Origin of the sequence: Sphingobium sp. B7D2B, from assembly GCF_025961895.1 — a bacterium.
In the GTDB taxonomy this organism is placed as follows: Bacteria; Pseudomonadota; Alphaproteobacteria; order Sphingomonadales; family Sphingomonadaceae; genus Sphingobium.
Map to the genome: position 1 here is coordinate 1,076,073 of NZ_JAOQOM010000001.1, position 26,355 is coordinate 1,102,427.

Below are 26,355 nucleotides of genomic sequence, written 5' to 3' on the forward strand. Positions count from 1 at the left end.
GATTCCATGTGAACGTTGCACAACGGAGGCTTAAGCTGCCGGTAACCAGGCAGGGCATAATCTCCGAAACGTAAATGATGGAGGCAGCATTGGGTCAGCATTCCAAGCCGACTGACGGGGCCGTAACCCTCGCGGAACTGCGCGAGTTCGCCTCCTTCCCGGCTGCAACGCAGCGTTACATCCGCCGCTCTCTCGATGTCGCTTTCCATCGCGGCGCGCCCATGGAAACCTGGGGGCGCGACGTTGTCGAGGCGGCGAGCATCAAGGCACAGAGCCGCCTCTATGGCCGGCTGGACGAGATCAAGGCGCGGGTGCCCGATGATAGCGGGCTGGATCAGGTCGAGCCGTTCATGGCACCGCTGGTCACCGTCTCCGCCTTCGACCTTGGCCAGAACCGGTTGAACAGCTTCTCGGCCTATCGCTTCCTCTACGAGCGTCTCATCGGCGCAGGGTCGCGCCCCTGGCTGCCCGGCGCCTTCTGCGCCGCCGCCAGCCTGCCGCACCTCCACCCCGAACGCCGCCGGGCACTGCTCCAGTCGATCAGCGAAGCCGCCGCCACGGCTGCGGGCTGGTCGAGCCGCGAGCCGAGCTTCTACCCGGAATGGGTGGAAAAGGTGGATGTGAGCAAGGAGCCGCATTGAGGGCGAGGGTGCCGCTGGTTCAGGCGAACTGACGGGCCATTAAGCACTTCGTCACCCCGGACTTGATCCGGGGTCCCGCTCCCTTCTGGACTTAAGGCGGCAAACGCGTTCTGGCAGTCGCAACCCACGTATCACAAGAAGCTGGACCCCGGATCAAGCCCGGGTTGACGAAGTGGGGGGCGGCCTTCTTCACCGACGTGGGCAGTGTCCTCTCACTCCGCCGCCAGCAAATCCTCAGCCGCCTGCAAGTCCACCGAGACCAGCCGGCTCACACCCTGCTCGATCATCGTCACCCCGAACAGCCGGTGCATCCGGCTCATGGTAACGGCATTGTGCGTCACGATCAGATAGCGGGTCGCGGTATCCTGCACCATCCGCTCCAAAAGCCCGCAGAAGCGCTCGATATTGGCGTCGTCCAGCGGCGCATCGACCTCGTCGAGCACGCAAATCGGTGCCGGATTGGTTAGAAAGAGCCCGAAGATAAGCGCCACTGCGGTGAGAGCCTGCTCTCCCCCTGAGAGCAATGTCAGCGTGGTCAGCCGCTTGCCCGGCGGCTGCGCCAAGATTTCAAGGCCAGCCTCCAGCGGGTCATCGCTCTCGATCAATTCCAGATGCGCGCTCCCGCCCTGGAAGAGCGTGCTGAACAGGCGCTGGAAATGGCCATTCACAGCCTCGAAGGCTGCGAGCAGCCGTTGCCGCCCTTCGCGATTGAGATGGCCGATGGAGCCGCGCAACTGGTTGATCGCGGTGGTGAGTTCCTCGCTTTCGGCGCGGCTCCTGGTCTGCGTCTCCTCCAGCTCGGCCAGTTCCGAGGCGGCGACGAGATTGACCGGGCCGATCCGCTCGCGGTCCAGCACCAGCTTGTCATAGCGGGCCTGCTCTTCGGATGCGGCGACGACCTCCTCGCTCGCGAAGCCGAGCTTGCTCGGCAGCACGGGCGGCGGGCAGGAGAAGCGCTCGCCGCAGGCCTGGCCGATTTCCCGGCGGCGCGCGACGGCATGTTCGGCGCGCGCCTGCGCTCCGGCTCGCGCTTCGCGGGCGGTGGAGAGAGCCTCATTGGCATTGGCGAGCGCCTTCTCGGCGGTGGCCAATGTGGCCTCGGCGGCGGCTTCCTCGCTGCGGCTCTGCTCGACAGCGGCCTGATGGTCGCGAGCGGCCTGCGTCAGGGCGTCGAGTTCCGTCGCCAGCGCTGATGGCCGATCGCGCAGCCCGTCCAGTTCGCTGGCCTGCGCTTCGGCGCGCGTCTTCATCTCGGCGACGCGGCGCACGGCATCGCCAGCGCGCGCTTTCCAGCCCGCCACATCGCTGCGGATCGCCTTCACGCGCTCCTCATCGGCGGCCAGCGCCCGCTCGGCCATGGCCCGCTCGGCCTGCACCTGACCGATTGCGGCCCGGCACCGTTCCGCGCCGGACTTGAGCAGATCGACCCGCGCCGCGGTGTCGTCGCCAGCCGGCAGGGCATCATGGGCGGCCTGCGCGCTCTCCAACTCGCGCTCGGCGGTGGTGAGATCGGCAGAGGCTTCCTGATGGCGCCGGTCGAGGTCCGCGCGCTGGCCAGCCAGGCGCTCCAGCGCGGTAGCCACTTCGCCGAGCGTGCGCTCCGCCCCGCGCAGGGCCGTGTCGGCAGCGCTCATCGCCTCGCGGGCAGCGCGCTCGTCGGTGCCGGCTTCGCGCAACGATGCCTCGGCGGCCGCCAAGGCCTGCTCGGCCGCGCTGACGGTGGCGGCGACGGCAGGCCGCTCCTGCCCGATGGCGGCAAGGCGGTTGATGCGGATCAGCCGCTCGGCTGCCGCGCCGCCGCCCTCCTGCGCCACAAAGCCGTCCCAGCGCCGCAATTGCCCGTCGCGCGTGACAAGGCGCTGGCCCACCGCAAGCGGCTGGCCGTCATCCTGCTCGACCACGGCGATCTGGGCGAGACGGCGGGCGAGTGCCTCGGGCGCGCGCACATGGGAGGCGAGGGCATCACATCCATCCGGTAAAGCAGGGTCGCGCGCATCGATAGCGGCGCCGCTCCAGCGAGCCAGACCTTGCGCCCCGAGCGCGGCCTGCAGATCATCGCCCAGCGCGGCGGCGAGCGCGTGCTCATAGCCGGGGTCGACGCGCAGCGCATCGATGGCGCGATCGCCGCCGCCCTGCGTCTCCAGCCCGCGGGCCAGTGCCTTTGCTTCGCTGTCCAGCGCGGCGACGGTTGCGCGGGCGGCAGCGAGCGCGCGCTGTTGCTCGGCGACGGCCTGGGTGTGCGTCTCGCGCGCCTGCGCGGCGGCGGCGATGCGCGCCTCGGCATCGGTGCGGGCGGTGAGGGCATCGGCCTTGGCCTGCTCGGCCGCGCGCTGGCGAGTGGCGAGCGGCGCGGCATCGGGCAAGGCGGCGAGGGCGGCGGCGATCCGCTCAGCCTCGCTGCGGGCGCGGGCGAGCTTCTGCCGCGCGGCGTTCAGGCCCGCCTCGGCAACACGCCGCTCGGCCTGCTCGCCGGCCAGTCGCGCCATGGCCTGTGCCAGCGCGACCTCGGCATCGCGGCTGGCCGTCTCGGCCTCCGCGAGACGCGTGACGAAGGCCGGCAGCGTCGTCTTCGCCGCCTTGATCCGCTCGGCCAGCGTGGAATCCTCGGCCTGCAGCGCCTCGATGGCATTGGCGGCATCGGCGGCAAGCGCACCCTCACGTTGCTGATCTTCGCTCACGCGGGCGAGCTGGCTTTCCAGCTCGGCGATCCGGCGCAGCAGGGTATCGCGTTCGCCTGTCAGCCGCTCCAGCGCGAAGCGGGCCTCGGTCGCGGCCTCCCGGGCCTCGTTGGCGGCCGTGCGTGCGCGCGCCAGTGTCTCGATGGCGGACTGCTGATGAGCGGCGGCGCCCAGCTGCGCCTCCTGCGCCACCCGCACCAGCGCCTCGGCCTTCTGCGCATCCTGCGCGGCACGGTCGGCTTCGGTCGCGGCCTCGCGATGGCGGGCGAAGAACACGCGGCCCTCGGCCAGCACGATCTTTTCGCTCAATTCCGTATAGCGCTCGGCGGCTCGCGCTTGTCGACGGAGCGCATTGGCGCGCACGTCCATCTCGGCGAGGATCTCGTCCAGTCTGGCGAGATTGGCCGCGCTCGCGCGCAATTTCTGCTCGGCATCCTTGCGGCGCACATGCAGGCCGGCGATGCCCGCCGCTTCTTCCAGCATCGCGCGGCGCTCGGCGGGCTTGGCGGCGATGACGGCGGCGATCTTGCCCTGGCTGACCAGTGCCGGGCTGTGCGGACCGGTCGCAGCATCGGCGAAGAGCAATGCGACATCCTTGGCGCGCACGTCCCGCCCGTTGGCGCGATAGGCGCTGCCCGCGCCCCGCTCGATGCGCCGCATGACTTCCAGCTCGCCATCGCTGCCCATGTCGATCGCCGGCAGCACGGTGCCCGGCGGCACGCTGGCGAACAGGCCGACTTCCGCAAAATCGCGCGCCGGGCGGGTGGCGGTGCCGGCGAAGATCACATCGTCCATGCCGCCGCCGCGCATGGATTTGGGGCTGGATTCGCCCATCACCCAGCGGATCGCCTCCAGCAGATTGGATTTGCCGCAGCCATTCGGCCCGACAATGCCGGTCAGCCCCGGCTCGATCCGCAACTCGGTCGGCTCGACGAAGCTCTTGAAGCCGGTCAGCTTGAGGCGGCGGATCTGCATGGTTTAGCGGGCAGGGCGGCCCAGCCGGACTGACCCAGCCTGCGAGGCAGTGCGCCGTCCGACGCCCGCTCCGATGCTATGGCCCCCCAGCCTCGCCAATCAGGCGCCTGCGTTCTTCAGCTGCTCGACGAGCTGCGGCCAGGTCGACACATTGTCGAGCTTGCTGCCGTTCATGATGAAGCTCGGCGTGCCGGTGATGGAATATTGCGCCGTGTCGCGCTCCACATTTGCAGCGAGCGTTTCGGCGGTCTTCGGGTCGGCCAGGCACTGGCGGGCCTTCGCCTCGGGCACGCCGCGCTCCATGGCGAACTCGATCAGCCCGGCAGCCTCGGCCATGCGCTGGAAGCGCTGATCCGGCGCGGCCGACATCGCGTTCTTATAAGCATCCTCGCCGGCGGACTGGAGCTTCTCGATGATCGCCTGCTGGTTGGTGAAGAACTGATGGGTCAGCGGGAAGAAGGCTTCCGGCCCGGTGCAGCGGGCCAGCATGGCCATGCTGATGTCCAGCGGGTTCATCACGAAGTTGCGGAACTCGAAGCTCACCTTCCCCGTGTTCACATAATCGCGCTCGAGCACATCCTTGGATTCCTCGGAGAAGTGTGCGCAGTGCGGGCAGGTGTTGGATGCGAACTCGATGATCTTGATCGGCGCATCCGGGTTGCCCATGCGGATGCCGCCCTCGGGCGTGGCGACGACCTGCTGCGCCCATGTGGTTCCCGCCGGGGCGGCCTTGCCCTCCACCTTGCCGATGGGCGCGCTCGAGTTGCTGTCCTGAGAGCCGCAGGCGGCGAGAGCCAGCAGGGCGAGGGCGAGCGGGGCGGTAGCAAGGCGTTTCATGGGACGGATGGGCCTCATCGATCGGGGGACGGAAAGTGGCTGTGCGGGCCGGTCTAGCTCACTTGCCGGACGCGGGCAATGGCGGCAGCAGGGGGCGCAGCGCGTCCCACGTATGCACATTCTCCAGCGGTTTGCCGTTGAGCAGGAAGAAGGGCGTGCCGGTGAATTCCTTGAAGGTGCCGGCGCTGGAGGTCAGCCCGAGCACCGTCTTGAGCATCGCCTCGTCGGCCAGGCATTTGCCCTGCGCCGCTGGCGTCAGGCCGCGCTTGGCGAGGAGCGGGCCAAGGCCGGTGCCCCCGGCAATGGCGGTCAGCTGCGCGGCGCGATTGGCGGCCGGCGGCTTGCCTTCCTGCGCCTGGGCAAAGCTCTGCGCGCGGGTCATCCAGGCCTGATAATCGGCGAACATCGCTTCATGATTGCTAACGAACCGCGTCGCGCCGCCGCAGCGCGCGAGCAGCGCCGCCGTCAGATCGAAGGGATCGCGCACGAAATTGCGCAGTTCCAGCGAGACGAGGCCGCGCCGGATCCACTGGGCCTTGAGCGCTGGCGTTCCGGTCGCCTGAAAATCCGCGCAATGCGAGCAGGTGTAGCTCAGATATTCGACCAGCTTGGTGGGCGCAGCCGGATTGCCGACCACGAAGGCGCCGTTCGCACCCAGCGTCACCGTCTGGCTCCAGTCGCGCGCCGCGCTGCGCTGCGCACTGGCGGGCGCTGACAGCAGAGCGAACGCAAGGGTGAGTGCCAAGGCAGCAAACACGGCAATCTGTCGGGAGACGGACGAAGCTGGCGAGATGACGGTCATGGGCATGGTCCCGTGATGGAGATTTGGCTTAGCTGATCTTGGGGGGGCGCACAGGGTTGGAGAAGCTGCGCGCCATCGATTCGAGCACGGTGCGCAGTTCCGGGTCGCTCACTTCGCGCAGGCCCTCGCCCAGCTCCTGGGGGATCGGGCGCAGCATCGTGGGCGGCGGGCGATGCACCGGCTCGCGCGGGATGACCTGGCCCTGCTTGATGGCGACGCGGGAGACGGCCTCATAGCCGAAGAAGCGGTTCACCCGCTCGATGATCTCCGGCACGATATGCTGGACCATCGGCGCATGGCCGCTGGCGACGGTCAGCTGCAGCGTCCCGCCCGAGCGCTTGCCCGTCGGGAAGCGGATCGAGTCGGGGCTGGTCAGTTCCGCATAGCGCTTGCCGACAATCTCGGCCCAGCGCGTGACGATGCTCGATTGGATGAAGCCGAACTTGCGGAAGGCGGCGCGGCCAATGTCCGGCATGAGATCGGAAATCGCGCGGGGCGCGTTGATTCGCGGGCGTTCCTGCGGCGGCATCTCGGCCTTGCCGGCCCCATTGGCCTTGCGCGCGGCCGGGCGTTTGGCCCGGCTGGCCTTTGTGGGCGCCTGCGCGTCTGGGGTGGCTTCTGTCATGGCTGCGTCCATGCCATAGGCACGCCATGGCCGTCGATGGATTAATCGCAACGCGGGGGATGGAAGAGGCGGTCGCTCCGGCGTTGCTGGCCCATTATCGCCGCCATGCCCGCTCGCTGCCCTGGCGCAGCCCGCCCGGCGCGCCCCCGCCGGACCCCTACCGCGTCTGGCTCTCGGAAATCATGCTCCAGCAGACGACGGTGGCGGCCGTCGCGCCTTATTATGAGCGCTTTCTGGCGCGTTGGCCGACGGTCGAGGCGCTGGCGGCCGCGGAGGACGGCGATCTGATGGCCGCCTGGGCAGGTCTTGGCTACTATGCCCGCGCCCGCAATCTGCTGGCCTGCGCGCGCTATGTCGCAGGCGCGCTGGGCGGGCGTTTCCCCTCGGACGAACCGGGCTTGCGCGCTCTGCCCGGTGTGGGTGCCTATACCGCGGCAGCTGTCGCCGCGATTGCCTTCGAGCAGCGCGCCGTCGTGGTGGATGGCAATGTCGAGCGGGTGGTGAGCCGGCTGTTCGCGGTGGAGACGCCGCTGCCGGCCGGCAAGCCGATCCTGCGTGCGCTCGCTAACCGCATCACCCCGCAGGACCATGCCGGCGATTTCGCGCAGGCCATGATGGATCTCGGCGCGACGGTCTGCACCCCGCGCAATCCCGCCTGCCTCGCCTGTCCGCTCTCGGAGCTTTGTGCCGCGCGGGCAACGGGCGATCCGGCGCGCTATCCGCTCAAGGCGGCGAAGAAGGCGCGCCCGACGCGCAGCGGCACGGCCTGGTGGGTGGAGACCGGCGATGCTGTCTGGCTCGTCCGGCGACCGGACAAGGGCCTGCTCGGCGGAATGCTGGCGCTGCCGACCAGCGACTGGAGCGAGGCGCCAGAGGCTCTCCCGCTCGCGCCGTTAGCGGGCGGCTGGCGCGTGCTCAACCAGCCGGTGCGCCATGTGTTCACCCATTTCGCGCTCGATCTGCGCGTGGCCATGCTGCGGATCGAGGATGAGACTGACCCTGCCGCGCTTGCCAGCGCCCTTGGGCCGGGCCAATTGTGGCCCCTCGACACGCTGGCCGATGCGGGGCTGCCCACCGTCTTTGCCCGGGCGGCGCAAGCGGCACTGGACGCCAGAGAGCAGGAGAATGCGCATCATGACCCGGCCTGATCTGCCCGCGCGGCAGGCAATCACCTTCACCGGCGGCACGCTCGACCGCGCCGATCAGCTGCGCGTGCACCCCGACCGGCTGGCCGGCGCCTGGGCCGATCCGCGCGCGCGCATCGTGCACCTCGATGGGCTGGACCCGGTGATCGAGGCGGACGGCACGCTCGCCAGCGAGCTGGTGCCGCCCGGTGCTGTGCTGGCCGACCACGCCCTGCTCGGGCTGCGCGAGGACGGCACGCCGGTCTTTGTGTCGCTGCTCGTCGAGCACAGCGTCGAGCCCCCGAGCTTTCCCGCGAAAGTGTGGGACATCATCCCGCAGCTCACCATGGCCGAAGCCGCGCATTATGCGGCGGCGCGCAGCCTGGTGGACTGGCATGATCGCCACCGTTTCTGCGCACGCTGCGGCGGCGATACGCACCCGATCAAGGCCGGCTGGGCGCGCCAGTGCAGCCGGTGCAGCGCGGAGCATTTTCCGCGCACCGATCCGGTGGTCATCATGCTGGCCGAATATCGCGGCAAGGTGCTGATCGGGCGCAATCCGCGCTTTCCTGCCGGCCGCTTTTCCGCACTGGCCGGCTTTGTCGAGCCGGGCGAAACCATCGAGGAAGCCGTGCGGCGGGAGCTGTGGGAAGAATGCGGCGTGCGCACCGGGCAGGTCGACTATCTGTTCAGCCAGCCCTGGCCGTTCCCCTCCCAGCTCATGGTCGCCTGCATCGCGCAGGCTGATGATGACGCGTTGACGCTGGATGAGGAGGAAATCGCCGAAGCCATCTGGGTGAGCACTGATGAGGTCCGCGAGGCGCTGGCCGGGGAGGAGGGCGCCAGGTTCCTGCCGCCATCCCCCATCGCGGTCGCTCATCACATGCTGCGTTATTGGTTGGAGTGCAGGCAGACGGAACAGCCTCCCGCCGCCTAATCGCGGTGCCGAAGCATCCAGTCACCCGATTGCTCGCTCTGCGCCTGCCGCAAGGCCGCATCTCGGCCCAGTCCGCCAAAGCGCGGCAAAATGATGCCGAGGCGGGTGCGCTCGGCATCGTTGGGGTGCGGCGCCGGCGCGGCGGCGTCCTTATCGCAAGGTTCGAACAATGAAAACGCCGCCGACATGCCGTTTCGTCCGGGTCAGACGGCCGAAACGCTGAGCGTGCGCGGCTCTGCCGGGGGCAGGCCTCCGCTCTTCGCCTGCGCCAGCAGCTCTTTCTTGCGGGCGAGCATCCGGTCGCGCAGTTCCACCAAGTCGACGTCGGTCTTGCGGCACTGGGCGAACATGCCCTTGGAGGGCTGTTCCTCCTCCTTGACGTGATGCTCGATCTCTTCCGAGAGCACCTTCACCTTGGCATCGTAGAAATCTTCCTGCGGAGAGCCGGCCTCGATCTCGTTGATCAGCACCTTGGCGCCGTCATGCTCGACATAGGCCTCATCCATGAGATCATCTTCGATCTTGCCGCGAAAGGCCGGATAAAAGATCTCTTCTTCCAGCATGGTGTGGATCTTGAGTTCGGTGCAGATTTCCCGCGCCAGCGATTCCTTGCGGCCGGCCGCATTGGCCTTTTCGAACTTCTCGAACAGATCCTCGACCGTGCGATGATCCGCTTTGAGCAGGGCAATCGCGTCGGTGAATGTTTCAGTCGCCATGAGATGCTCCTGTGGGTTGATGTTATCAACAAAAGGATCGGCAAGGCCTGGTGGTTCCCTATAAAAAATGTTGCTCTCCTCCGTTCGTCGCAAAGCGGAGCGGCTGGTCGGAAGGCACCCGACGCAGCCGCATTGCGTCGCCTCGCCGCGGGAGCTAAAGCGCGGCCTTTCATCAGACATCATTCGGACCGCGTCTTTCATGCTCAGCCTTAACGAAGCTCTCGATCGCGCCCGGTCGCTGGTCACCGCGGCCCGCAAGGCGGGCGCGGATGCGGCCGACGCCGTCTATGGCTGCGATGCCTCGTTCGGCGTGACGGTGCGGCTGGGCGCGCTGGAGGATGTCGAGCAATCCGAGTCCGAGCATTTCGGCCTGCGCGTGTTTGTCGGCCAACGCTCGGCCAGCGTCTCCTCGTCGGACCTGACGCCCCGCACGCTGGAGACGCTGGTCGAGCGCGCCGTGGCCATGGCACGCGAGGCGCCGGAAGATGCCTATGCGGGTCTCGCGCCCGAGCAGATGCTGATGCGGCGCAGGCTGCCTTCGCTCGATATCGAGGATGATGAGGAGCCGACGCCGGCCCAACTGCGCGAGAGGGCGCTGGCGGCGGAAGATTCGGCGCGCAGCGTGCTGGGCGTCACCAACAGCGAAGGCGCCGGTGCGGGCTTCTCCCGCGCGCAGGCGGCTCTGGCCACCAGCCACGGTTTTTCGGGCGCTTATGCCGGGACCAGCCATTCGCTCTACGCCAGCGTGCTGGCGGGTGAGGGCGCCGCGATGCAACGGGACTTTGCCAGCCACAGTGCGCGGCATCTCGATGATCTGGAAGGGCCGGACAGCATCGGCCAGCGCGCCGGCGCGCGCGCGGTCTCGCGGCTCAACGCGCGCCGGGTGCCGAGCGGTACGATGCCGGTGATCTTCGATCCGCGCGTAGGCAACAGCCTGATCGGGCATCTGCTCGGTGCCATCGCCGGGCCATCGGTCACCCGCAAGGCGACGTTCCTGCTCGACAGCCTTGGCCAGCGCATTCTGCCCGAGGGGCTGAGCGTCATTGATGATCCGCTGCGCGAGCGGGGCCTGCGCTCGCGGCCGTTCGACGGCGAAGGGCTGCCAACTGGGCGGCGGCGCCTCATTGATGACGGCGTGCTGACCGGCTGGATGCTCGACAGCGCCTCGGCCCGCCAGCTCGGGCTTGATCCCACCGGCCATGCCACGCGGGGCGGCGGCTCGCCTGGGGTCGGCGCGAGCAATGTGCATCTGGAAGGCGGCACGGCCAGCGTGCGCGATCTGTTCGCGGACGTGAAGCGCGGCGTGTTCATCACCGAACTGATCGGCCAGGGCGTCAATGGCGTCACCGGCGATTATAGCCGGGGCGCCTCCGGCTTTCTGATCGAGAACGGCACGGTGAGCCACGCCGTGTCTGAAATTACCATCGCGGGCAATCTCAAGGAGATGTTCGGGCGGATCATCGCTGCGAACGATCTCACCTTCCGCCGCGCCATCAACGTGCCCACCCTGCGCATCGACGGGATGACCGTTGCCGGGGAGTGAGCCCCCCTCTCTGGATCTTCTGGCCGATATTCTGGCCATAGCCGACGCTGCCGGCCTGCTGGCCATGCGTTTCTGGGAAGCCGACGCACCCATGCACGGCCATTGGGAGAAGCGGCCCGGCGAGCCGGTGAGCGAGGCCGATCTCGCGGCCGATGCGCTGCTGCGCGCACAGCTTGGCGCGCTTCTGCCGGATGCCGCCTGGCTCTCCGAGGAAAGCGCGGAGACGCCCGGACGTGCCGGTGCCCGGCGCGCGTGGATCATCGATCCCATCGACGGTACCCGCGATTTCGTGCGGGGCCGGGCGGGCTGGGCGGTCTCGGTCGCACTGGTCGAGGACGGCGTTCCGACTGTCGCGGTGCTGACCGCACCGGCGCGCAACGAGCGTTGGTGGGCGGTGCGCGGCGCCGGTGCCTGGCGGGAGCGCACGGGGGCACAGCCCGAGCGGCTCGCCGTGGGCGATCATGCCACGCTCTCGGGCGCACGCGTGCCGCTCGATCATCTGGGCGGCATCGATATCGACTACCGCATGGTCGCCAAGCCCAACAGCATCGCGCTGCGCATGGCGATGGTGGCGGCCAATGAAGCCGATCTGGTAGCCGGCCTGCGACGCGGCGCGGAATGGGATTTGGCGGCCGCGACTCTCATCGCGCAGGAAGCCGGCGCCCGCGTTACCGATGCGCTGGGCGAACCCATCATCTTCAACAAGCCCGACCCCTATGTGACGGGGATGCTCTGCGCCGTTCCCGCCCTGCACGATGCCGGCCTGGGCCGGCTGCGCGCGCGGGCGCTCAGGCTGCTCAAGCAGGGATGATCGGCTTGTCTGGGCGCGGCTGCGCTCAGGCCTTGAGCCGGACGACCTGCCGCAGCCGCGATTCGCGCGCCAGACCCAGATAGGCCTCGACCAGACGATCGTGCATCAGGCGCTGTGCGGGCTCCGCGGCGACTTGCGCCAGACGGCGATGTTCGTTGGCGCGGTTGCGGTAATAAGCGTGACGTGACGGAATCATGCATGTCCTCCCGCCTGCCTCTTCAGCAGATCGCGCCCATGCAGAAATTGATCGGGATCAAGCCTCCGAAATGCGCGCGCTCTGGCGGGGCCGGTTCCACAGCGATGGATCACGCGGCGCGGGGGGGTAGAGGCTGGTGCGCCGACCAGCCTGCGTGCCGGCGCGGAGCAGCCAACCCAGCTTCTCCGCCTTGCTGGTGAACAGGCGCCGACGCAGCGCCTCCTGCGGGTCGGCGGCGACCTTCCGGGCAATGCCGCCATAGATGCCCGCGGCAGCCAGCACCGCCCATGCCGAGCGGAACGGCAGCTTTGGGGTGCCATGCCGGGCGCTGTCTTCATAGCGCGCCGCCATCGCCGCCACGCGCTCCGTGACCGCCGCGAGGGCCGGGCGCCGCTCCGCCGCCATCGGGTCCGTCGGGTCGATGCCGGCCTCGATGAGCCAGTCCGCGGGCAGATAGCAGCGCCCGCCTGCCGCATCCTCGGCCACATCGCGGGAGATATTGGCGAGCTGGAAGGCCAGCCCCAGATCGCAGGCGCGGTCCAGCGTCGCCTCGTCATCGGGCGCGACACCCATCACAATGGCCATCATGCAGCCGACCGCACCGGCGACATGGTAGCAATAGCGCAGCAGATCGTCCTCGGTCTGCGGTCGCCAGCCCTGCGCATCGAGCGCGAAGCCTTCGATGAGATCGTCCATATAGCGGCGCGGAATCTTGCATTCCGCCGCCACCAGCGCCCCGCCGGCAAAGGCGGGATCATCCAGCCCGGCCTGCCCCGCCAGAGCGCGCTCGGTCCGCGCGCGGATGTCGGCCAGCCGGGCCATGGGGTCGCCGGTCGCCTGCATGGTCCCGCCATGATCCTGCCCGTCGGCAATGTCATCGCATGCCCGGCACCAGCCATAGAGCAACCACGCCCGCTCGCGCGTCTCCCGGTCGAACAGCCGCGAGGCCGTGCGAAAACTCTTCGACCCGCGCGCAATGCTCTCCTGCGCAAGACCGACAAGGGCAGGGCGTTGCTCCAGCATCTAGCCCCTCCCCTTCAGGGGAGGGGATGGGGTGGGGGACGGCGCTGCCCAACGGGCTGGTGCTGAATTCAAACGCGTCAGTATTGCCTCCAGAACCTCGGTGAGATTGGTGCGTACATCTTCGTTAGTGAACCGCAGAACGCGATGACCTTCCGCGGTTAACGCAGCATCCCTGCGCGCATCTTCTTCCGGATCGTGCGTATCGCCATCCACCTCGACGATCAGCTTTTTGGCGGGGCAGAAGAAATCCACAATGAACGGCCCCAGCACATGCTGCCGACGAAATTTGTGCCCGCCAAGCTGGGACCGACTCAGATGTCGCCAGAGAATGATCTCGCATGGCGTCGCCTCGTGCCGCATCGCTTTTGCGTGGATCAGAAGGCGTGCATCTTGCGTCACGGGCGCTCCCCACCCCAACCCCTCCCCTGAAGGGGAGGGGCTCATGTTTCCCCTCAAAGCCGGTCGACCTTCATGGCGAAGATCGTTTCATGGGGCGTGTAGGCGGCCATCGCGTCGAGCAGGTCGTCCAGCGTCTCGCGGGCGATCAGGATGTTGGCGTGGGGTGGGCGGATGAAGCCGGTTTCGATCATCTGGCGATTGAAGCCGATCAGCTGATCGTAGAAGCCGCCGGTGTTCAGCAGCCCGACCGGCTTGTCATGATAACCGAGCTGCGCCCAGCTCACCGCTTCCCACAGCTCGTCCATCGTGCCGACTCCGCCCGGCAGGGTCACGAACCCATCGGAAAGCGTGGTGAACAGCGCCTTGCGGCTGTGCATGTCCGGCACGACGTGCAGTTCGGTGAGGGCGCGATGGGCGACCTCGGCATTCACCAGCGCCTCGGGGATCACACCGATCACCTCGCCGCCGGCCGCCAGCGCGGAATCCGCAATGGCGCCCATCAGCCCGACCTTGCCGCCGCCATAGACGACGCCGATGCCGCGCCGGGCCAGCCCGGTGCCGACCGCGCGGGCCGTCTCCATGTAGATCGGGTCGGGTGGGGTGGCGGAGCCGCAATAGACGGCCAGCCGGTTGAACGATGTCATGCAAGATCCTCGAGCATCAGGGCCGCCGTCGCGCGGGCCGAGCCGACGACGCCGGGAATGCCGGCGCCCGGATGCGTGCCGGCGCCGACGAAGTAGAGATTGTTGATCACATTATCGCGATTGTGGGTGCGGAACCATGCACTCTGGGTGAGCAGCGGTTCCAGGCTGAAGGCGCTGCCCAGATGCGCGTTGAGATCATGGGTGAAGTCGCTCGGCGCATAGGAGAACTGCACCTTGATGCGCGAGCGGATGTCCGGGATCAGCCGGCGCTCAATCTCGTCGAGAATGCGCCCGGTAAGGATCGGCCCCACCTCGTTCCAGTCCACCGGCAACTTGCCCTGATGGGGCACCGGCGCCAGCGCATAGAAGGTCGAGTGGCCCGGCGGCGCCAGATCGGGGTCGGTGACGGTCGGGTGATGCAGGTAGAGCGAGAAATCCTGCGAGAGTACGCCATGGTCGAAGATGTCGGTCAGCAGCTCCTTATAGCGCGGGCCGAACAGGATCATGTGGTGCGGGATACCCGGCCAGGTCCCCTCGATGCCGAAGTGGACGACGAACAGGCTCGGGCTCCAGCGCTTGCGGAACAGCTTGGCGCCCTGCCGCTGGCCGCGCGGATGGTCGGCCAGCAGGTCGGCATAGCTGTGCATGATGTCCGCATTGCTCGCCACCGCATCGGCCTCGATATGCAGGCCCGAGCGGGTGACCACGCCGGTCGCGCGGTCGCCCACAGTCTCGATCTTGGCGACCGGATCGCCGAGGATCAGCGTGCCGCCCAGCCGCTCGAAATGCGTGACCATCCCGCGCACCAGCGCATGGGTGCCGCCCTTGGCGAACCACACGCCGCCCTGCTTCTCCAGCTTGTGGATCAGCGCGTAGATGGCGCTGGTCGTCATCGGGTTGCCGCCGACCAGCAGCGTGTGGAAGCTCAGCGCCTGGCGGAGCTTCTCGTTCTTCACGAAGCTGGAGACCATGGAATAGACGGAGCGCCACGCCTGATGCTGGGCGAGGTCCGGCGCGGCCTTGAGCATCGACTTGAAGTCGAGGAAGGCGACATGCCCCAGCTTCTCATAGCCCTCGCGATAGACCTCGGCGCTATAGGCGAGGAAGCGCTGGTAGCCGGCGATGTCGGCGGGATCGAGCTTGGCGATCTCGCGGTTAAGCGCGGCATCGTCGTTGCCATAATCGAAGGTCGTGCCGTCCTGCCAGTGCAGGCGGTAGAAGGGGCTGACCGGCAGCAGCGTCACGTCCTGCGCCATGTCGTGGCCGGTCAGGCGCCACAGCTGGGCAAGGCAATCCGGGTCAGTGATGACAGTCGGCCCGGCATCGAAGGTGAAGCCCTCCTTCTGCCACATATAGGCGCGGCCCCCGGGCAGTTCGCGCCCTTCCACAATGGTGGTGGCGATGCCCGCCGATTGCAGGCGCAGGCCGAGGGCAAGGCCCGCAAAACCGGCGCCGATGACGATGGCTGTCTTCATCCGCGTGTCGCTCCAAGGGCTGAAATGGCTCGGCTGACGGGAACAGGAGGCTTCCCGGTCAGAACGCGCAGCTTGTCGAAAAGGGTGCTCTGCCCGGCATAAAAGCGGGCGATGAGGGATGGGTCAAGCCGGTAGAAGCGCGCCAGCACCCGCCAGCGCTCCTGCGGCTCGGCGGCGCGGAAGAGCAGCCGTGAGAGCATCCGGTAATAAGCCTGCCCGCGCCAGTGCGCCGCGCCGCGCGCACGCATCGCCTCATGCAGGGCCGGGCCGGAAAGATCGTCCATCGCCGCGATGGCGAGCGCGTTGCGCACCGCATCCGGCAGCGAATAGCCGGTGAGCGCGTGGAAAAAGCCGCCGCGCAGTCCGGCCTTGGCGACGCCGGGGGACTCGGCCTCCCACAGCCGCGCGAAATCGCCGCCCATGCACACAGGCAGCACGCCGGTCTCGCTATGGCCGCGCGCCGCGCCCTCCCAACCCTGCGCCTGGGCATAAGCCGCAATTCTCGCCGCGAGCAGGGGCTCATCCAGTGCCGGACCATCGGCATAATAAGTGTCTTCGATGAACAGCTCGGTGGGGGAGAGGGGCAGGGTGTAGACGAAGCGATAGCCGTCCTGCTGATCGACGGTCGCGTCCATGATGATCGGTTCGGCAAGGCCGTGGGGGGTATGGCACAGCCAACTCGCCCCGACGAATTTCTGATAGCCTAGCTCCAGCGCGCTCATATCGCCCGGCCCGCGCGCATCGATGACGCCGCGCGCCTCGATCACGCGTCCATCGGCCAAGGTGACGCTGTTCGGCGTGAGTGCGGTTGCCGCCCGGTCGAACAGCAGGTCACCCTCCGGCATGGCGCGGTGCAGGCGCATCCCCAGCCGCTCGCTGGTCAGCGTCGCATAGCTGCTCGGCAGGCGCCTCACCTGACCCGGGAAGCGCACGTCATAGCCGCCCCAGCCATGCACGATCAGCGGCTCGATCAGCCAGCGATCGGCGGACGCAACATCCTCGGCAAAGCAGGACCAGAGCTGATTGCCGCCAGCCCGCGCGGCTTCCTCGATCACCACGACGCGCAGCTCAGGTCGCCGCGCGCGCAGGGCCAGCGCGATCAGGCTGCCGGCAAGGCCGCCGCCGACAATGGCCAGATCGATAGGTCGTGCGCCTGTCATCCGCGCAGCCCTAGCCGAGGGGGAGGCGCTTGGCTATCGGCCAGTGATGTGGGAACGATGCCCGAAGGGGCGGGGGAACTTATCTCTGCGCTTGGCGAGCGACCGGCGCGAACGCTTTACCGATTATCGTTTCCCTCTCAGGCGGGGCTCCCTATAGCATCGCCATGCAGCCCGCGATGCTGATCCTTGCGTCCATTCTGGCGATGTCCGGCATCATCGCGGTGCGTTACCTGCTTTCCAGTGGCGGGTTCGCGCTGGCGACCCGGATGACACGCCCCGGCCATTATGCCGGGCTGCGCCGGCAGATCGGCGCGGAAATCCGCTGGTCGCTCCTTTCGGCGCTGATCTTTGGCCTGCCCGCGGGGATCGTCGCCTGGGGCTGGCAGAGCCACGGCTGGACGCTGATCTACACCGATGTCGATGCCTACCCGCTCTGGTATCTGCCGATCTCCGTGCTGCTCTATCTCGCCGCGCACGATACGTGGTTCTACTGGACGCACCGGCTGCTCCACCGCCCGGCCTGGTTTCGCGTCGCCCATGCGGTGCATCACGCCAGCCGGCCGCCCACGGCCTGGGCGGCGATGAGCTTCCATCCGTGGGAGGCGGTGACCGGCGCGGTCGTCATTCCGTTCCTCGTCTTCGTCATTCCCATTCATGTTGCGGCACTGGGGGTGGTGCTAACGGTGATGACTGTCATGGGCGTCACCAATCATATGGGCTGGGAGATGTTCCCGCGCTGGCTGGTGAACGGCCCCGCCGGGCGCTGGCTGATCACCGCTTCCCACCATGAGAAGCATCATGAGCAGTATCGCTGCAATTACGGCCTCTATTTCCGCGTGTGGGACCGGCTGTGCGGCACGGATCGCGGCCTGTCTCCCCGGTTCGCGCCGACACCGGCGGGAGGCTCCGCCGCCATGCCGCACAATGATGACCCCGCGCCGGCAAGGGATAATGCTGCATGATGTTCTTTGACGGTGCCGACCATGGTCTGGCGCGTCGTGTCGCACGGCCGCTGATGCTGACAGGCCTGCTGCTCTCGCTCGGCGCGCCAACCCTGGCGCTGGGTGAAGATGGCGCGGCCACCGTGCGCACCGCCGATGCGGTCGTTCCGGCAGCGGCGGGCCTTGCACCGGCCACGGGCCAGATCGACGTGCGGTTCGAGGGCTTGCGCTCCACTCGCGGCATGTTGCGCGCCTGCCTGACCAAGGACCGCTCCCATTTCCCCAAATGCGAGAAAGACCCGCTCGCCCTCACGGCCAGCGTTGCGGCGGGCGACCATGCCGAACTTCTGTTCGCACGCGTGCCGCCCGGCGACTATGCGCTGCTCGTCTTCCACGATGAGAACAGCAACAGCCGGCTGGACACGATGCTGGGCATCCCGCGCGAGGGGGTCGGCTTTTCGCGCAACCCCCGGCTGCGCTTCGGCGCGCCGGGCTTTGAGTCCGTCGTCCTCACCGTCACCCCCGGCGCGGCGAAGCGGACGGCGGTGAAGCTGCAATATTTCCTGTAACGCCTCGCGCGATCAGGGCGTAACGGTCGGGCCCTGCTGCTGCGCCTTGAGCCGCGCGGCCTCCTCATCGGCCTTGGCCTGTGCTTCGATCTGTGCGGATTCCGCATCGAGATTGCCGAGCCGCTCCTCGCGCGCCTTGGCGACGGCATCGGCCCAGGTGCCGGAACCGAGCATTTTCTGGCGCTCCTCGCGCGCCGCACGCGCGATCTGTGTGAAGCAGCCGGTGAAGCCAGCCGAGCCGGTGGGCGAGCAACTGTCGGTCCCAGACGCGCCGACATATTCGATCGAGCGGGCGCGATTGGCCCAGCTTTGCACGGCCGGGCTGTTGGGATCGGTGCGCAGTTCCTTGGGGATGCGGTAGCGATCATTGTCGGGCATCCGCGCACAGACGACGATCTCGTCGCCCTCGCTCGCCGGGCACGGGTCTTCGCCATAGACGAACACCTGCTTCACCTTCGCGACATCCTCCGGCCCGGCGGCGGCAGCGGGAGCGGCCGGGGCGGCCTGCGCGAAGGCAGGGACCGCAAGAGCGAGGCTGAGGGGGAGTGCAAGGACGAGGGCACGCATCGACAGGTTCCTTCTTAAATCCGCTTCGAGAGGGCAATGGCAGCGCGGCAGCCAAGCCGGATCGCCCCGAAAAGCAAGGGATAGGCAGGCGCGGATTCTGCGCCATGGGCAATCGCGGCATCGCGATGCTCGACTTCTTCGGCCTGGAAGTCCGTGATCGCTTCGGTCAGCGCCGGGTCGTCCTCGCCGATCTCCTTGAGCTGTTGCCCGTAATGATCGTCGATCTCGGTTTCGATGGCGGCGGTGCAGGCCATCGCCGCGCGCGGGCCGATGAGCGCGGTTGCAGCGCCGAGCGCGAAGCCGGCAACATGCCAGAAGGGCTGCATCAGCGTGGGGCGCACGCCACGCTCCACCATCATCGCATCGAAATGCGCGCGGTGGCGCTCTTCCTGAGCCGCCATGCCGGCAATCTCGCGGCTGATCGGGTGACGGTCGCCCAGCACGGCGAGCTGGCCGGCATAAATCCGCACCGCGCCATATTCGCCGGCCTGATCGACCCGCAACATCGAGGCGCGGTCCGCACGACGCTGGCCGGGACGGGGCGAGACGCGTGTGCTGTCGGTCATGACCGGCTCCATTTGAGAACCAGAATGAGGATCAGCAGTGCGCCGCCGAGCGAGAGGATCGCATTATAGCCAGCGAGCGAAATGCCGAACATCGACCAGGGCACGACATCGCAGCGCACCAGCGTGGCCGACATGATCGAATCCAGCATCGACTGGCCGGAAGACGTGTCCATGGTCGCCGTGCAACTGGTCAGGCCCTGCCACCAGCCATATTCGACGCCGGCGTGAAATGCGCCGATGGCGCCGCTGGTCGCGATGGCCAGCGCCGCGAGCATGGTGAACATCGCGCTCATCGGCGCGGTGCGGCGCAGGGCAATCGCGGCGAGCGCGGCGATGATCGCGCCCAGATGCGGCCAGCGCTGCCACATGCACATTTCGCATGGGAACAGCCCGCCGACATGCTGCGAGAGCAGCGCGCCGCCCAGCAACAGGGTCGGCAGCATCACCGCCACGAACCGGGCGAGCGACAAGGAGGCGTCACGCGACATCGGTCTGTTTACCGCCGTGCCTTCGTCGCCGGGGCTGCCGCCATTTGCGGCGCCCCGTTCAGGCGGCCGAGAGTCTGCAGCGCGTAATGGAGCTGGAAGTCCTCAACGCCCTGCTTCTTGAGATCCTCCGCCGTCGCGGTGAAGCGGGGATCGGGGTTGCTGTCCGCCTCCAGCTCCGAGCGATCCAGCTTGGCCTCGTTGATGAGGTGACGGCGCAGGTCGCTTTCGCGATATTTCGGCCGCTTGGCATAATCGGGGTCGGAGAGCTGCGGCACCAGAATATCCGGCTCGATGCCGCCTTCCTGCACCGAGCGGCCCGATGGCGTGTAATAGCGCGCCGTGGTGAGCCGCAGCGCGGTATCCTGCGAGAGCGGCAGCAGCGTCTGCACGCTGCCCTTGCCGAAGCTGCGCTCGCCCATGATGAGTGCGCGCTTCTGGTCCTGCAGGGCGCCGGCCACAATCTCGGAGGCGGACGCTGAACCCGCGTCGATCAGCACGACGACAGGCAGGCCCTGCGCATCATCGCCGGGCCGGGCATAATAAGGCCGGGTGTCGCCGCGCTGGCGGCCGCGCTGCGAGACGATCTCGCCGCGCTCGAGGAAGGCGTCGGAGACGCGCACGGCTTCATCCAGCAGCCCGCCGGGGTTGGAGCGCAGGTCCAGCACATAGCCGATCGGCTTGTGGCCAAGCGACTTGTCGATGCCGCGAATGGCGCTCTGCACGTCGGCCCCGGTGTCGGCGGAGAAGCTGACGATCTTGATGACGCCGACATCGCCCTTCACCTGCCATTTGACCGGCTTGATATCGATGATCGCGCGCGTCAGTTCCACGTCGAACGGCTCGGTGCGGCCTTCGCGGGCGATGGTGAGCTTCACCTTGGTATTCGGCGCACCGCGCATCTTCTCGACCGCTTCATCGAGCGTGCCGCCATAAATCAGCTTGCCGTCGATATGCGTGATATAGTCGCCGGCCTTGATGCCCGCGCGCGCGGCCGGGGTGTCGTCGGTCGGCGCGATCACCTTCACCACGCCTTCGTCCATCGTGACGGAGAGGCCGAGGCCGCCATAGCTGCCCTCGGTCTGGGTGCGCAGATTCTCGAAAGAGCGAACGTCCAGATAGGCGCTGTGCGGATCGAGACTGGAGAGCATCCCCTCGATGGCGCCCTTGATCAGCGTCGCATCATCGACCTGCTCGACATAATTGGCGCGCACCCGCTGGAACACGTCCATGAACAGATCGAGCTGTTTGTAAGTCTCGCCCTCGGTCTCCGTGACGGCAGAGGTCGACGCGGGAATGAGCGCGATGGCGCCCAGGATCGCGGCGGAACGGAGAAACAGGGTGCGGCGGGCATTGGCCATGGAGACGCTTTCGACAAAAATGCTGTCCTGACCTATAGCAGGAACAACGGTTCTGCCTAGGTCGCACGCCAGCGTAGCGTAGATTGCGTTACGCGCTGCTGAACGGGGCTAGCGGACAAGGGAAGCAATATCGACAGCGCGGTCCTGCTGGCGCAGCTCGATGATGAGTTGGGCTGGGTCGCTGCCGGTCGCGCCGACCGGGTCGCCCTGACGCAACGAGTCTCCCGGCGCCACGCTCAGCCGGTCGAGCCCGGCCAGCAGGCTCGTCCAGCCGCCGCGATGCTCCAGAATGACGATCTTGCCATAGCCGCGAAACGGCCCGGCAAAGGCGACTCGCCCTGCCGCTGGCGCGATAACCGCGGCCCCGGCTGCGGTTGCCATGGTGATGCCCCGCGCGCGCACGCCGCCTGCACTCAATTCCCCGAAGCCGGTGACGATGTCGCCGATGGCAGGCAGGCGATAGGGCGGCGCCGGGGTCTGGCCTGCGGCGACGCTCGGCCGCTCGGGTGCCGGAGCGGCGCTGTTTTGCGGACGGGCCGGCCGGGGCATCGGGCCGGGCAGGCGCAGCAACGCCTCCTGCACCTGCGCCGCATCGCCGATCCGGTCCATCAGATCGCTGATATCGCGGGCCTGCTCGCCCATGGCGAGAGCGCGCTCGGTCTGCAGGCTGGCCTCCGCGCGCAATTGCCGGGAGGCGCCGCGCTGGCGCTGCTCAAGCGTGCTGAGCGCGGCCTGCTGCGTTTTCAGCCCGGCGCGGGTACGGACGAGGGATTGCGCCGCCGCCTCCGCGCTGCGCTGCAGATCGGCACTGCGCGCAATGGCACCCCGCAGATCCTGCGTGGAGGCGGTGATGGTCGGCAATATCTGCGCGAGCGCGATGCGGCGATGCACCGCCTCGCTAATCGTGCCAGGGGCGACCAGTGCGAGCACAGGCGAGCGCCGGGCCAGTTGCTGCAGGGCGGCGGTCAGTCGGACGATCGGTTGCTGGCGGGTGGCAAGCTGGCGCCGCTGCTCGCGCTGGCGCGTGATAATGATCGCCATGCGTGCCTCGCCCGCGCGTAGATCTGCCTCGCTCTGCTGGATGCGGGCGGCGAGCGCCGCGATTTCGTTGCGGGTCTTGTCAGCTGCGGCGGAGGAGGCGCGGGCGCGGGCTTCCAGGGCTTCGCCACGCTTGCGGGCTTCCTCGCCCTGCGCGCGGGCGCGAGCCAGCGCGGCCTGCTGCCGGGCGATCTCCGCCTGCGCGGCCTGTGGCGCCGGATTGCGCTGGGCAGAGAGAGCCAGCGGTGCCGCGATGGCGGTGACGAGCAGGGCAGCGGTGGCCAGCATGACAGGCAGGGATGGTCGCGAGGCCAGTGGCCGGGGCAGTCGGGTCCAGGTCGCCGCCACCACGCCTCATCCCTCCCGGTGATAGGGGTGGTTGGCGAGGATGCTGGTGGCGCGCCAGAGCTGTTCGGCCAGCATTGCCCGCGCCATCATGTGCGGCCAGGTCATCGCCCCGAACGCGATCAGCAGATCGGCGCTGGCCCGATCGGCGCTCTCGAACCCGTCCGCCGCGCCGATCATGAAGCGGCACTCGCGCACGCCGTCGTCCCGCCAGCGGCCGATCTGTTCGGCAAAGGCCATCGACGTCAGCTGCTTGCCGGTTTCATCGAGCATCACCATGACCGATTGCGCTGGCAGCGGCGGGGGCGCCTTGCCGCCGCGATCCGGAAGTTCGGTAACCTTGGTGGGCAGCGTCACACGCTTGAGATAGCGCTCGACCAGATCGGCCTCTGGCGAGCGGCCGATGCGTCCCCGTGCGACGATGTGCAGCAGCATTCGGCCCCCGGGGTACGCTTGATGGAGATCAGGCCTCGCCGGCGGCCAGCGGTGCGTCCGAGAAGCCCCACATGCGCTCGAGATTGTAGAAGCTGCGGACCTCCGGGCGGAAGACATGCACGACGACATCGCCCGCGTCGATCAGGACCCAGTCGGCGACGGGCAGGCCTTCGATGCGGACATTGCGGCCCATCGTCTGCTTGATCCGCTCGGCCAACTTCTGGGCAATGGCGGCCACCTGCCGGGACGAACGACCCGACGCGATCACGATGTGATCGGCAATGCTGCTCTTGCCGGCAAGCGGAATGCTCACGACTTCCTGCGCCTGATCATCGTCCAGCGATTCCAGCACGATCGCCAGGAGGCGATCCGAGGATGCATCGATGCCGGGTTGGGACAGTCCTCCAGCGGGGGCAGGACGGGCGGGCATGGGTAACGGGTCGGGCAATGTCACTCCTGTGGGATGCGGCGACCGGTCACGCCGTCGATCGGCGCAACATCAGCAAAGCTACGGTGCCAAAGAGGCGCCTTCTGCCGAAGCAGCGTGGCTGATCTGGGATCGGGGCGAAAGCGCAAAAGCACGAGCGCCGGCAGTCTCCATGTCGTCCAGCTTTTGCTCTGACTGGCGGGTCGGACGAAACGCCGCAACCAGGCCATGGCCGGTGAGCCTACAGCCGCCCGACTATAGCCGGGTCGGGCGATAACAGCAATGGCCGTTGTTCGCGCAATATCGCGCCATCCTTTCCACTGGTGGAACTGCGCCAGATTGTCCTCGCCCATCAGCCAGATGAACCGGCGATGCGGGTAGCGGCGCGTCAGCCGGCGCAGCGTGTCGAGCGTGTAGCGGGTATGCATCTCCCGCTCGATGGCGGTGACGCGGATGGGCGCGCGGCGGGCGGCCGCCTCGCCGCTGGCGACGCGCGCGTTCAGCGGTGCCATGCCGGCCCGTGGCTTGAGCGGATTGCCCGGCGAGACCAGCCACCAGACCTCATCCAGCCCTAGTGCGGCGTGCGCGAACAAGGAGATGGCGCGATGGCCGCCATGGGCGGGGTTGAACGATCCGCCGAGCAAGCCGACCGGCACGCGCTTGCCCCGCGTCACGCGGCCTGGCTCCCGCAAATCTGCGGCTGGTCGGGTGCGGGCGCGCAACAGCTCATGGCCTGTCGCTAGAGGCCGGGTGCGATCAGGTCAAACCGGCAATGGTCAGGATGCACCTCGGAAACGTTAACGCCGCGAAAAGCATCATTGCTCCAGGTCCCTCATTATGCTCAATAATTCGCTCGGCAGCGCAGGGGGAACGCGGTGTCGACTCGGGGGGGAAGATGAGTGGGACACTCGCTTTGAGCGAGCTGCTGTGCAGCGAGCTTCTCTTGTTTGCAGCTTTGGGGCTTATCATCGGTGGGCTGGACGATCTGGCCATCGACCTCATCTATCTGGCGCGGCGCGGCTGGCGGTCGCTGACCGTCTACAGCCGGGTGGCGCGGATGACATCACGCGATTTGCCGCCGGCTGGCTCTGCCGGGCCGATCGCGGTGTTTATTCCCGCCTGGGACGAGTCGGACGTGATCCGTCCCATGCTTACCGGCTGCCTCGACAAATGGGCCGGCGAGGATGTGCAGATTTTCGTCGGCGCCTATCCCAATGATCCGGCGACGTTGTGGGCGGTCTGCACGCTGATCACCGAGCGGGGCGGCGGGCGCGTGACCTTAGTGGTCAATGATCGGCCCGGTCCCACCACCAAGGCGGATTGCCTGAACCAGCTCTGGGTGGCCCTGCAGCGCTGGGAAGTCGAGCAGGGGCGCCGCGTGCTCACGGTGGTGCTGCACGATGCCGAGCAAGTGGTTTCGGTTGTAACACCGAAGAAGTCGCAGAAAACTGCGAATGTCCGCTTTGGGAGCAGTCGGCTTGCAGCGGCTATGGCTTAAATGTCGGGGGAAGCGGACAGTCGGCTTTCGACTGGTGTAGCACGATAAGCGGAACTGATTTATGAGTGGGCCATGCTCACAAATCGCTTTGCCCTATCCATGACCTTCATTTTGTTCGCTGCGATGGTGTGCGGAAGCGCGTGGGCTATCGGCAACGAAGTGGTCGGCTATATCGCTGCGGCGGTTCTATTTTCTGGCCTAGGCATTCTTGAGCAACTCGGCATTATTACCGTGTTTCGAGGCTTTCTGCGGTTTGCCCTGCTAATCGTCTTACCGTCAGCCGCATTCCCGCTCGCTGACCTCGGCTATCTCCCATTTCCAGAAATGGCTCTTTGGATCGCGGCGTTCACTATGCTCGCAGCCTTGCCGATTGTCTGGTGGCAAATTGCCAAACGCGGACAACGCGAAACGTCATTGAATGTCGGCTAAAGGGCATTTGATTTAGCGAGAAGAATGACCACAACGGCGGGGCTGGCGGACTGCCCGCTTTCCGCAAGCGGATCGGGGCGCTATTGCCGGCACATCAACCTCCGTCTGCTTGGCCCGCGTAATATGGCCAGACCTTCCGGCGGTCCGATTTGAGGAAATGATCTTCAAGGCGAGCTTGGGACTGATCGTAAAAGAGATTGTAAATTGCCGGTCCACCATTGAGGATCATCCGGCTTCTTTCCCCGGTGCGTTCGAGAGCGATAGAGCAATCTCCTCCGGCCGCCTCTCCGCCTACTTGGATTGTGTCGCCAGCAGTGCCCTTCAGGAGGCGATGCACCCGGACAAGCGCCGGCGCTTCCCTCGTCCAAGGCCGAATCACTTCACCATCAATGATGGCACTCGCCTTCTGGATCGCCAGTTTGACATCACGCCGCTGACGCGCACTGCCTTCGTAGTCTCGGGGGAGGACTATCGAGCAGGCAGATGCCGGTGCAATCGGGAACGCAGCGGCTGCTAGAACTAGAAAGGCTAACAGCGTCGCGCTATGCCGGTTGGATCGCAGACGGTAGCTCATTCGAGCAACCTGACAGGCTTCGCTAATGTCCGCAAACTCGTCGTATCCCGACAGGCGGCTTACGGGGTGCAGTGTCTCGAAGCGGAACGTCGAAAATGTCGGGGGAAGCGGACCTTATGCCCAGATAAGCGCGGCTGATACTGCCAATAGGATGACCACGGCTACGCAGCCCAACCTCAATTTGGCGCTTACTAAGCGCTGACGTTTTGTCCAAAATGCTTGGGTAGCAGCAACCAACGTAGGAAGATCGGCGTCCAGTGGAACCACCTCGCCAACCTGCTGCAATGAGCGCCGAAGAAGTTCATACAGCCTGTCGGGCTCGGCAGGCTGTTCGATAGCGCGAATTATTACCCTTTCGCCCTGCGTCTCGATTGCGAAGAGTTCACCCGCTTGACCAAAAGCTCGCGCGCCGTTGCGAACATCGATCGCTTCAAGATGCTCTTCAGCCATCTCGATGGACGAAAACATCATGAGAAGTTCGTCAGCTTCGATAAAGAGGGTCGTCATGTCGGCAACCTGTCAATTTAGCCGAAC

31 protein-coding genes are annotated in these 26,355 nt (G+C 67.2%); 9 read left to right on the plus strand and 22 right to left on the minus strand.

What is annotated here, in order from left to right; genetic code table 11:
- Positions 1-77: 77 nt before the first annotated feature.
- Positions 78-641 carry a hypothetical protein gene (locus tag M2341_RS04795; protein WP_413715159.1) on the plus strand — a complete coding sequence of 188 codons (564 nt, stop codon included), beginning with the start codon at positions 78-80 and terminating at the stop codon, positions 639-641.
- A 212-nt stretch (positions 642-853) separates the two neighbouring features.
- Here M2341_RS04795 and smc read toward each other — a convergent pair whose 3' ends face one another.
- From smc to M2341_RS04815, 4 genes are all read right to left on the minus strand, one after another.
- The gene (smc, locus tag M2341_RS04800) at positions 854-4,294 is read right to left on the minus strand and encodes a chromosome segregation protein SMC (RefSeq protein ID WP_264584413.1); all 3,441 of its coding nucleotides are present in this window, start codon (positions 4,292-4,294) and stop codon (positions 854-856) included.
- A 99-nt stretch (positions 4,295-4,393) separates the two neighbouring features.
- Positions 4,394-5,131 carry a DsbA family protein gene (locus tag M2341_RS04805; protein WP_264569618.1) on the minus strand — a complete coding sequence of 246 codons (738 nt, stop codon included), beginning with the start codon at positions 5,129-5,131 and terminating at the stop codon, positions 4,394-4,396.
- A gap of 58 nt (positions 5,132-5,189) precedes the next feature.
- A complete protein-coding gene (locus M2341_RS04810) occupies positions 5,190-5,933 on the minus strand; it encodes a DsbA family protein (protein ID WP_264584414.1) in 744 nt (247 codons plus the stop codon).
- Positions 5,934-5,961: 28 nt separating this feature from the next.
- Positions 5,962-6,558, minus strand: a complete 597-nt coding sequence (locus tag M2341_RS04815) for a DUF721 domain-containing protein (RefSeq protein ID WP_413714801.1) — start codon at positions 6,556-6,558, stop codon at positions 5,962-5,964.
- Positions 6,559-6,584: 26 nt separating this feature from the next.
- On the opposite strand from M2341_RS04815, the gene mutY reads away from it, so the two are divergent.
- Complete coding sequence (gene mutY / locus M2341_RS04820) at positions 6,585-7,706, plus strand: A/G-specific adenine glycosylase (RefSeq protein ID WP_264584415.1); 1,122 nt, start codon at positions 6,585-6,587, stop codon at positions 7,704-7,706.
- Positions 7,693-8,619, plus strand: a complete 927-nt coding sequence (nudC, locus tag M2341_RS04825) for an NAD(+) diphosphatase (protein WP_264584416.1) — start codon at positions 7,693-7,695, stop codon at positions 8,617-8,619. Before mutY ends, nudC begins: the two co-directional genes overlap by 14 nt.
- Here nudC and M2341_RS04830 read toward each other — a convergent pair.
- A complete protein-coding gene (locus M2341_RS04830) occupies positions 8,616-8,807 on the minus strand; it encodes a hypothetical protein (RefSeq protein ID WP_264584417.1) in 192 nt (63 codons plus the stop codon). The two genes, nudC and M2341_RS04830, sit on opposite strands and share 4 nt — an antisense overlap.
- Positions 8,808-8,822: 15 nt before the next feature.
- On the minus strand, positions 8,823-9,335 hold the full coding sequence (locus M2341_RS04835; protein ID WP_264584418.1) for a hemerythrin domain-containing protein: 513 nt from the start codon (positions 9,333-9,335) through the stop codon (positions 8,823-8,825).
- Between the two features lie 199 nt (positions 9,336-9,534).
- On the opposite strand from M2341_RS04835, the gene M2341_RS04840 reads away from it, so the two are divergent.
- On the plus strand, positions 9,535-10,878 hold the full coding sequence (locus M2341_RS04840; RefSeq protein ID WP_264584419.1) for a TldD/PmbA family protein: 1,344 nt from the start codon (positions 9,535-9,537) through the stop codon (positions 10,876-10,878).
- Positions 10,865-11,689: a 3'(2'),5'-bisphosphate nucleotidase CysQ gene (locus M2341_RS04845; protein ID WP_264584420.1), complete on the plus strand. Its 825-nt coding sequence runs from the start codon at positions 10,865-10,867 to the stop codon at positions 11,687-11,689. Before M2341_RS04840 ends, M2341_RS04845 begins: the two co-directional genes overlap by 14 nt.
- Before the next feature lie 25 nt (positions 11,690-11,714).
- On the opposite strand, the gene M2341_RS04850 is transcribed toward M2341_RS04845, so the two are convergent.
- Genes M2341_RS04850 through crtY form a run of 6 tightly spaced genes read right to left on the minus strand, consistent with a single transcriptional unit; the run spans position 11,715 to position 16,586 of the window.
- Positions 11,715-11,885, minus strand: a complete 171-nt coding sequence (locus M2341_RS04850; protein WP_181558903.1) for a hypothetical protein — start codon at positions 11,883-11,885, stop codon at positions 11,715-11,717.
- Positions 11,886-11,942: 57 nt separating this feature from the next.
- Positions 11,943-12,908 (minus strand): phytoene/squalene synthase family protein, encoded by a 966-nt coding sequence (locus M2341_RS04855; RefSeq protein ID WP_264584421.1) that lies wholly within the window; start codon positions 12,906-12,908, stop codon positions 11,943-11,945.
- Complete coding sequence (locus M2341_RS04860) at positions 12,909-13,307, minus strand: endonuclease domain-containing protein (protein ID WP_264574610.1); 399 nt, start codon at positions 13,305-13,307, stop codon at positions 12,909-12,911. It abuts the gene before it with no gap.
- A 53-nt stretch (positions 13,308-13,360) separates the two neighbouring features.
- Positions 13,361-13,951, minus strand: a complete 591-nt coding sequence (locus tag M2341_RS04865) for a TIGR00730 family Rossman fold protein (RefSeq protein WP_264584422.1) — start codon at positions 13,949-13,951, stop codon at positions 13,361-13,363.
- Positions 13,948-15,426, minus strand: a complete 1,479-nt coding sequence (locus tag M2341_RS04870; protein ID WP_264584423.1) for a phytoene desaturase — start codon at positions 15,424-15,426, stop codon at positions 13,948-13,950. The genes M2341_RS04865 and M2341_RS04870 overlap by 4 nt, the downstream gene beginning before the upstream one ends.
- A complete protein-coding gene (gene crtY / locus M2341_RS04875; protein ID WP_264584424.1) occupies positions 15,423-16,586 on the minus strand; it encodes a lycopene beta-cyclase CrtY in 1,164 nt (387 codons plus the stop codon). The genes M2341_RS04870 and crtY overlap by 4 nt, the downstream gene beginning before the upstream one ends.
- Positions 16,587-16,762: 176 nt before the next feature.
- On the opposite strand from crtY, the gene M2341_RS04880 reads away from it, so the two are divergent.
- Positions 16,763-17,548, plus strand: coding sequence for a sterol desaturase family protein (locus tag M2341_RS04880; RefSeq protein ID WP_264569631.1), 786 nt, complete (start codon positions 16,763-16,765; stop codon positions 17,546-17,548).
- Positions 17,545-18,096, plus strand: coding sequence for a DUF2141 domain-containing protein (locus M2341_RS04885; RefSeq protein ID WP_264584425.1), 552 nt, complete (start codon positions 17,545-17,547; stop codon positions 18,094-18,096). Before M2341_RS04880 ends, M2341_RS04885 begins: the two co-directional genes overlap by 4 nt.
- 12 nt (positions 18,097-18,108) lie before the next feature.
- Here the strand turns inward: M2341_RS04885 and M2341_RS04890 are convergent, their stop codons facing one another.
- The 8 genes from M2341_RS04890 to M2341_RS04925 form a co-directional block, all read right to left on the minus strand.
- Positions 18,109-18,663, minus strand: coding sequence for a hypothetical protein (locus M2341_RS04890; protein WP_264584426.1), 555 nt, complete (start codon positions 18,661-18,663; stop codon positions 18,109-18,111).
- Positions 18,664-18,677: 14 nt separating this feature from the next.
- Positions 18,678-19,229: a demethoxyubiquinone hydroxylase family protein gene (locus M2341_RS04895; protein WP_264584427.1), complete on the minus strand. Its 552-nt coding sequence runs from the start codon at positions 19,227-19,229 to the stop codon at positions 18,678-18,680.
- On the minus strand, positions 19,226-19,717 hold the full coding sequence (locus tag M2341_RS04900; RefSeq protein WP_264584428.1) for a disulfide bond formation protein B: 492 nt from the start codon (positions 19,715-19,717) through the stop codon (positions 19,226-19,228). The genes M2341_RS04895 and M2341_RS04900 overlap by 4 nt, the downstream gene beginning before the upstream one ends.
- An 8-nt stretch (positions 19,718-19,725) precedes the next feature.
- A complete protein-coding gene (locus tag M2341_RS04905; protein ID WP_264584429.1) occupies positions 19,726-21,075 on the minus strand; it encodes a S41 family peptidase in 1,350 nt (449 codons plus the stop codon).
- A gap of 108 nt (positions 21,076-21,183) precedes the next feature.
- Positions 21,184-22,461, minus strand: coding sequence for a murein hydrolase activator EnvC family protein (locus tag M2341_RS04910; RefSeq protein ID WP_264584430.1), 1,278 nt, complete (start codon positions 22,459-22,461; stop codon positions 21,184-21,186).
- A 6-nt stretch (positions 22,462-22,467) separates the two neighbouring features.
- Complete coding sequence (locus M2341_RS04915; RefSeq protein ID WP_264584431.1) at positions 22,468-22,893, minus strand: 23S rRNA (pseudouridine(1915)-N(3))-methyltransferase RlmH; 426 nt, start codon at positions 22,891-22,893, stop codon at positions 22,468-22,470.
- Positions 22,894-22,921: 28 nt separating this feature from the next.
- Complete coding sequence (gene rsfS, locus M2341_RS04920) at positions 22,922-23,323, minus strand: ribosome silencing factor (RefSeq protein ID WP_181561330.1); 402 nt, start codon at positions 23,321-23,323, stop codon at positions 22,922-22,924.
- A gap of 20 nt (positions 23,324-23,343) precedes the next feature.
- The gene (locus M2341_RS04925; RefSeq protein ID WP_264584432.1) at positions 23,344-23,994 is read right to left on the minus strand and encodes a nicotinate-nucleotide adenylyltransferase; all 651 of its coding nucleotides are present in this window, start codon (positions 23,992-23,994) and stop codon (positions 23,344-23,346) included.
- Positions 23,995-24,215: 221 nt separating this feature from the next.
- On the opposite strand from M2341_RS04925, the gene M2341_RS04930 reads away from it, so the two are divergent.
- Both M2341_RS04930 and M2341_RS04935 read left to right on the plus strand, forming a co-directional pair.
- The gene (locus tag M2341_RS04930; protein WP_264584433.1) at positions 24,216-24,818 is read left to right on the plus strand and encodes a glycosyltransferase; all 603 of its coding nucleotides are present in this window, start codon (positions 24,216-24,218) and stop codon (positions 24,816-24,818) included.
- A gap of 72 nt (positions 24,819-24,890) precedes the next feature.
- Positions 24,891-25,247 carry a hypothetical protein gene (locus tag M2341_RS04935; protein ID WP_264584434.1) on the plus strand — a complete coding sequence of 119 codons (357 nt, stop codon included), beginning with the start codon at positions 24,891-24,893 and terminating at the stop codon, positions 25,245-25,247.
- A 94-nt stretch (positions 25,248-25,341) separates the two neighbouring features.
- On the opposite strand, the gene M2341_RS04940 is transcribed toward M2341_RS04935, so the two are convergent.
- Positions 25,342-25,821, minus strand: coding sequence for a hypothetical protein (locus M2341_RS04940; protein ID WP_264584435.1), 480 nt, complete (start codon positions 25,819-25,821; stop codon positions 25,342-25,344).
- A gap of 114 nt (positions 25,822-25,935) precedes the next feature.
- Complete coding sequence (locus tag M2341_RS04945; protein ID WP_264584436.1) at positions 25,936-26,328, minus strand: hypothetical protein; 393 nt, start codon at positions 26,326-26,328, stop codon at positions 25,936-25,938.
- Positions 26,329-26,355 lie beyond the last annotated feature (27 nt).

What these genes read in the sequence shown, in the direction of transcription:
- M2341_RS04900 (WP_264584428.1), bottom strand. Translation starts at nt 19,717, where the DNA reads ATGTCGCGTGACGCCTCCTTGTCGCTCGCCCGGTTCGTGGCGGTGATG.
- M2341_RS04810 (WP_264584414.1), bottom strand. Translation starts at nt 5,933, where the DNA reads ATGACCGTCATCTCGCCAGCTTCGTCCGTCTCCCGACAGATTGCCGTG.
- M2341_RS04815 (WP_413714801.1), bottom strand. Translation starts at nt 6,558, where the DNA reads ATGACAGAAGCCACCCCAGACGCGCAGGCGCCCACAAAGGCCAGCCGG.
- mutY (WP_264584415.1), top strand. Translation starts at nt 6,585, where the DNA reads ATGGCCGTCGATGGATTAATCGCAACGCGGGGGATGGAAGAGGCGGTC.
- M2341_RS04830 (WP_264584417.1), bottom strand. Translation starts at nt 8,807, where the DNA reads ATGTCGGCGGCGTTTTCATTGTTCGAACCTTGCGATAAGGACGCCGCC.
- M2341_RS04935 (WP_264584434.1), top strand. Translation starts at nt 24,891, where the DNA reads ATGCTCACAAATCGCTTTGCCCTATCCATGACCTTCATTTTGTTCGCT.
- rsfS (WP_181561330.1), bottom strand. Translation starts at nt 23,323, where the DNA reads ATGCCCGCCCGTCCTGCCCCCGCTGGAGGACTGTCCCAACCCGGCATC.
- M2341_RS04930 (WP_264584433.1), top strand. Translation starts at nt 24,216, where the DNA reads ATGAGTGGGACACTCGCTTTGAGCGAGCTGCTGTGCAGCGAGCTTCTC.
- M2341_RS04885 (WP_264584425.1), top strand. Translation starts at nt 17,545, where the DNA reads ATGATGTTCTTTGACGGTGCCGACCATGGTCTGGCGCGTCGTGTCGCA.
- M2341_RS04805 (WP_264569618.1), bottom strand. Translation starts at nt 5,131, where the DNA reads ATGAAACGCCTTGCTACCGCCCCGCTCGCCCTCGCCCTGCTGGCTCTC.
- M2341_RS04940 (WP_264584435.1), bottom strand. Translation starts at nt 25,821, where the DNA reads ATGAGCTACCGTCTGCGATCCAACCGGCATAGCGCGACGCTGTTAGCC.
- M2341_RS04905 (WP_264584429.1), bottom strand. Translation starts at nt 21,075, where the DNA reads ATGGCCAATGCCCGCCGCACCCTGTTTCTCCGTTCCGCCGCGATCCTG.
- M2341_RS04835 (WP_264584418.1), bottom strand. Translation starts at nt 9,335, where the DNA reads ATGGCGACTGAAACATTCACCGACGCGATTGCCCTGCTCAAAGCGGAT.
- M2341_RS04840 (WP_264584419.1), top strand. Translation starts at nt 9,535, where the DNA reads ATGCTCAGCCTTAACGAAGCTCTCGATCGCGCCCGGTCGCTGGTCACC.
- M2341_RS04865 (WP_264584422.1), bottom strand. Translation starts at nt 13,951, where the DNA reads ATGACATCGTTCAACCGGCTGGCCGTCTATTGCGGCTCCGCCACCCCA.
- crtY (WP_264584424.1), bottom strand. Translation starts at nt 16,586, where the DNA reads ATGACAGGCGCACGACCTATCGATCTGGCCATTGTCGGCGGCGGCCTT.
- M2341_RS04850 (WP_181558903.1), bottom strand. Translation starts at nt 11,885, where the DNA reads ATGATTCCGTCACGTCACGCTTATTACCGCAACCGCGCCAACGAACAT.
- M2341_RS04915 (WP_264584431.1), bottom strand. Translation starts at nt 22,893, where the DNA reads ATGCTGCTGCACATCGTCGCACGGGGACGCATCGGCCGCTCGCCAGAG.
- M2341_RS04890 (WP_264584426.1), bottom strand. Translation starts at nt 18,663, where the DNA reads ATGCGTGCCCTCGTCCTTGCACTCCCCCTCAGCCTCGCTCTTGCGGTC.
- M2341_RS04870 (WP_264584423.1), bottom strand. Translation starts at nt 15,426, where the DNA reads ATGAAGACAGCCATCGTCATCGGCGCCGGTTTTGCGGGCCTTGCCCTC.
- smc (WP_264584413.1), bottom strand. Translation starts at nt 4,294, where the DNA reads ATGCAGATCCGCCGCCTCAAGCTGACCGGCTTCAAGAGCTTCGTCGAG.
- M2341_RS04945 (WP_264584436.1), bottom strand. Translation starts at nt 26,328, where the DNA reads ATGACGACCCTCTTTATCGAAGCTGACGAACTTCTCATGATGTTTTCG.
- M2341_RS04895 (WP_264584427.1), bottom strand. Translation starts at nt 19,229, where the DNA reads ATGACCGACAGCACACGCGTCTCGCCCCGTCCCGGCCAGCGTCGTGCG.
- M2341_RS04855 (WP_264584421.1), bottom strand. Translation starts at nt 12,908, where the DNA reads ATGCTGGAGCAACGCCCTGCCCTTGTCGGTCTTGCGCAGGAGAGCATT.
- M2341_RS04795 (WP_413715159.1), top strand. Translation starts at nt 78, where the DNA reads ATGGAGGCAGCATTGGGTCAGCATTCCAAGCCGACTGACGGGGCCGTA.
- nudC (WP_264584416.1), top strand. Translation starts at nt 7,693, where the DNA reads ATGACCCGGCCTGATCTGCCCGCGCGGCAGGCAATCACCTTCACCGGC.
- M2341_RS04880 (WP_264569631.1), top strand. Translation starts at nt 16,763, where the DNA reads ATGCTGATCCTTGCGTCCATTCTGGCGATGTCCGGCATCATCGCGGTG.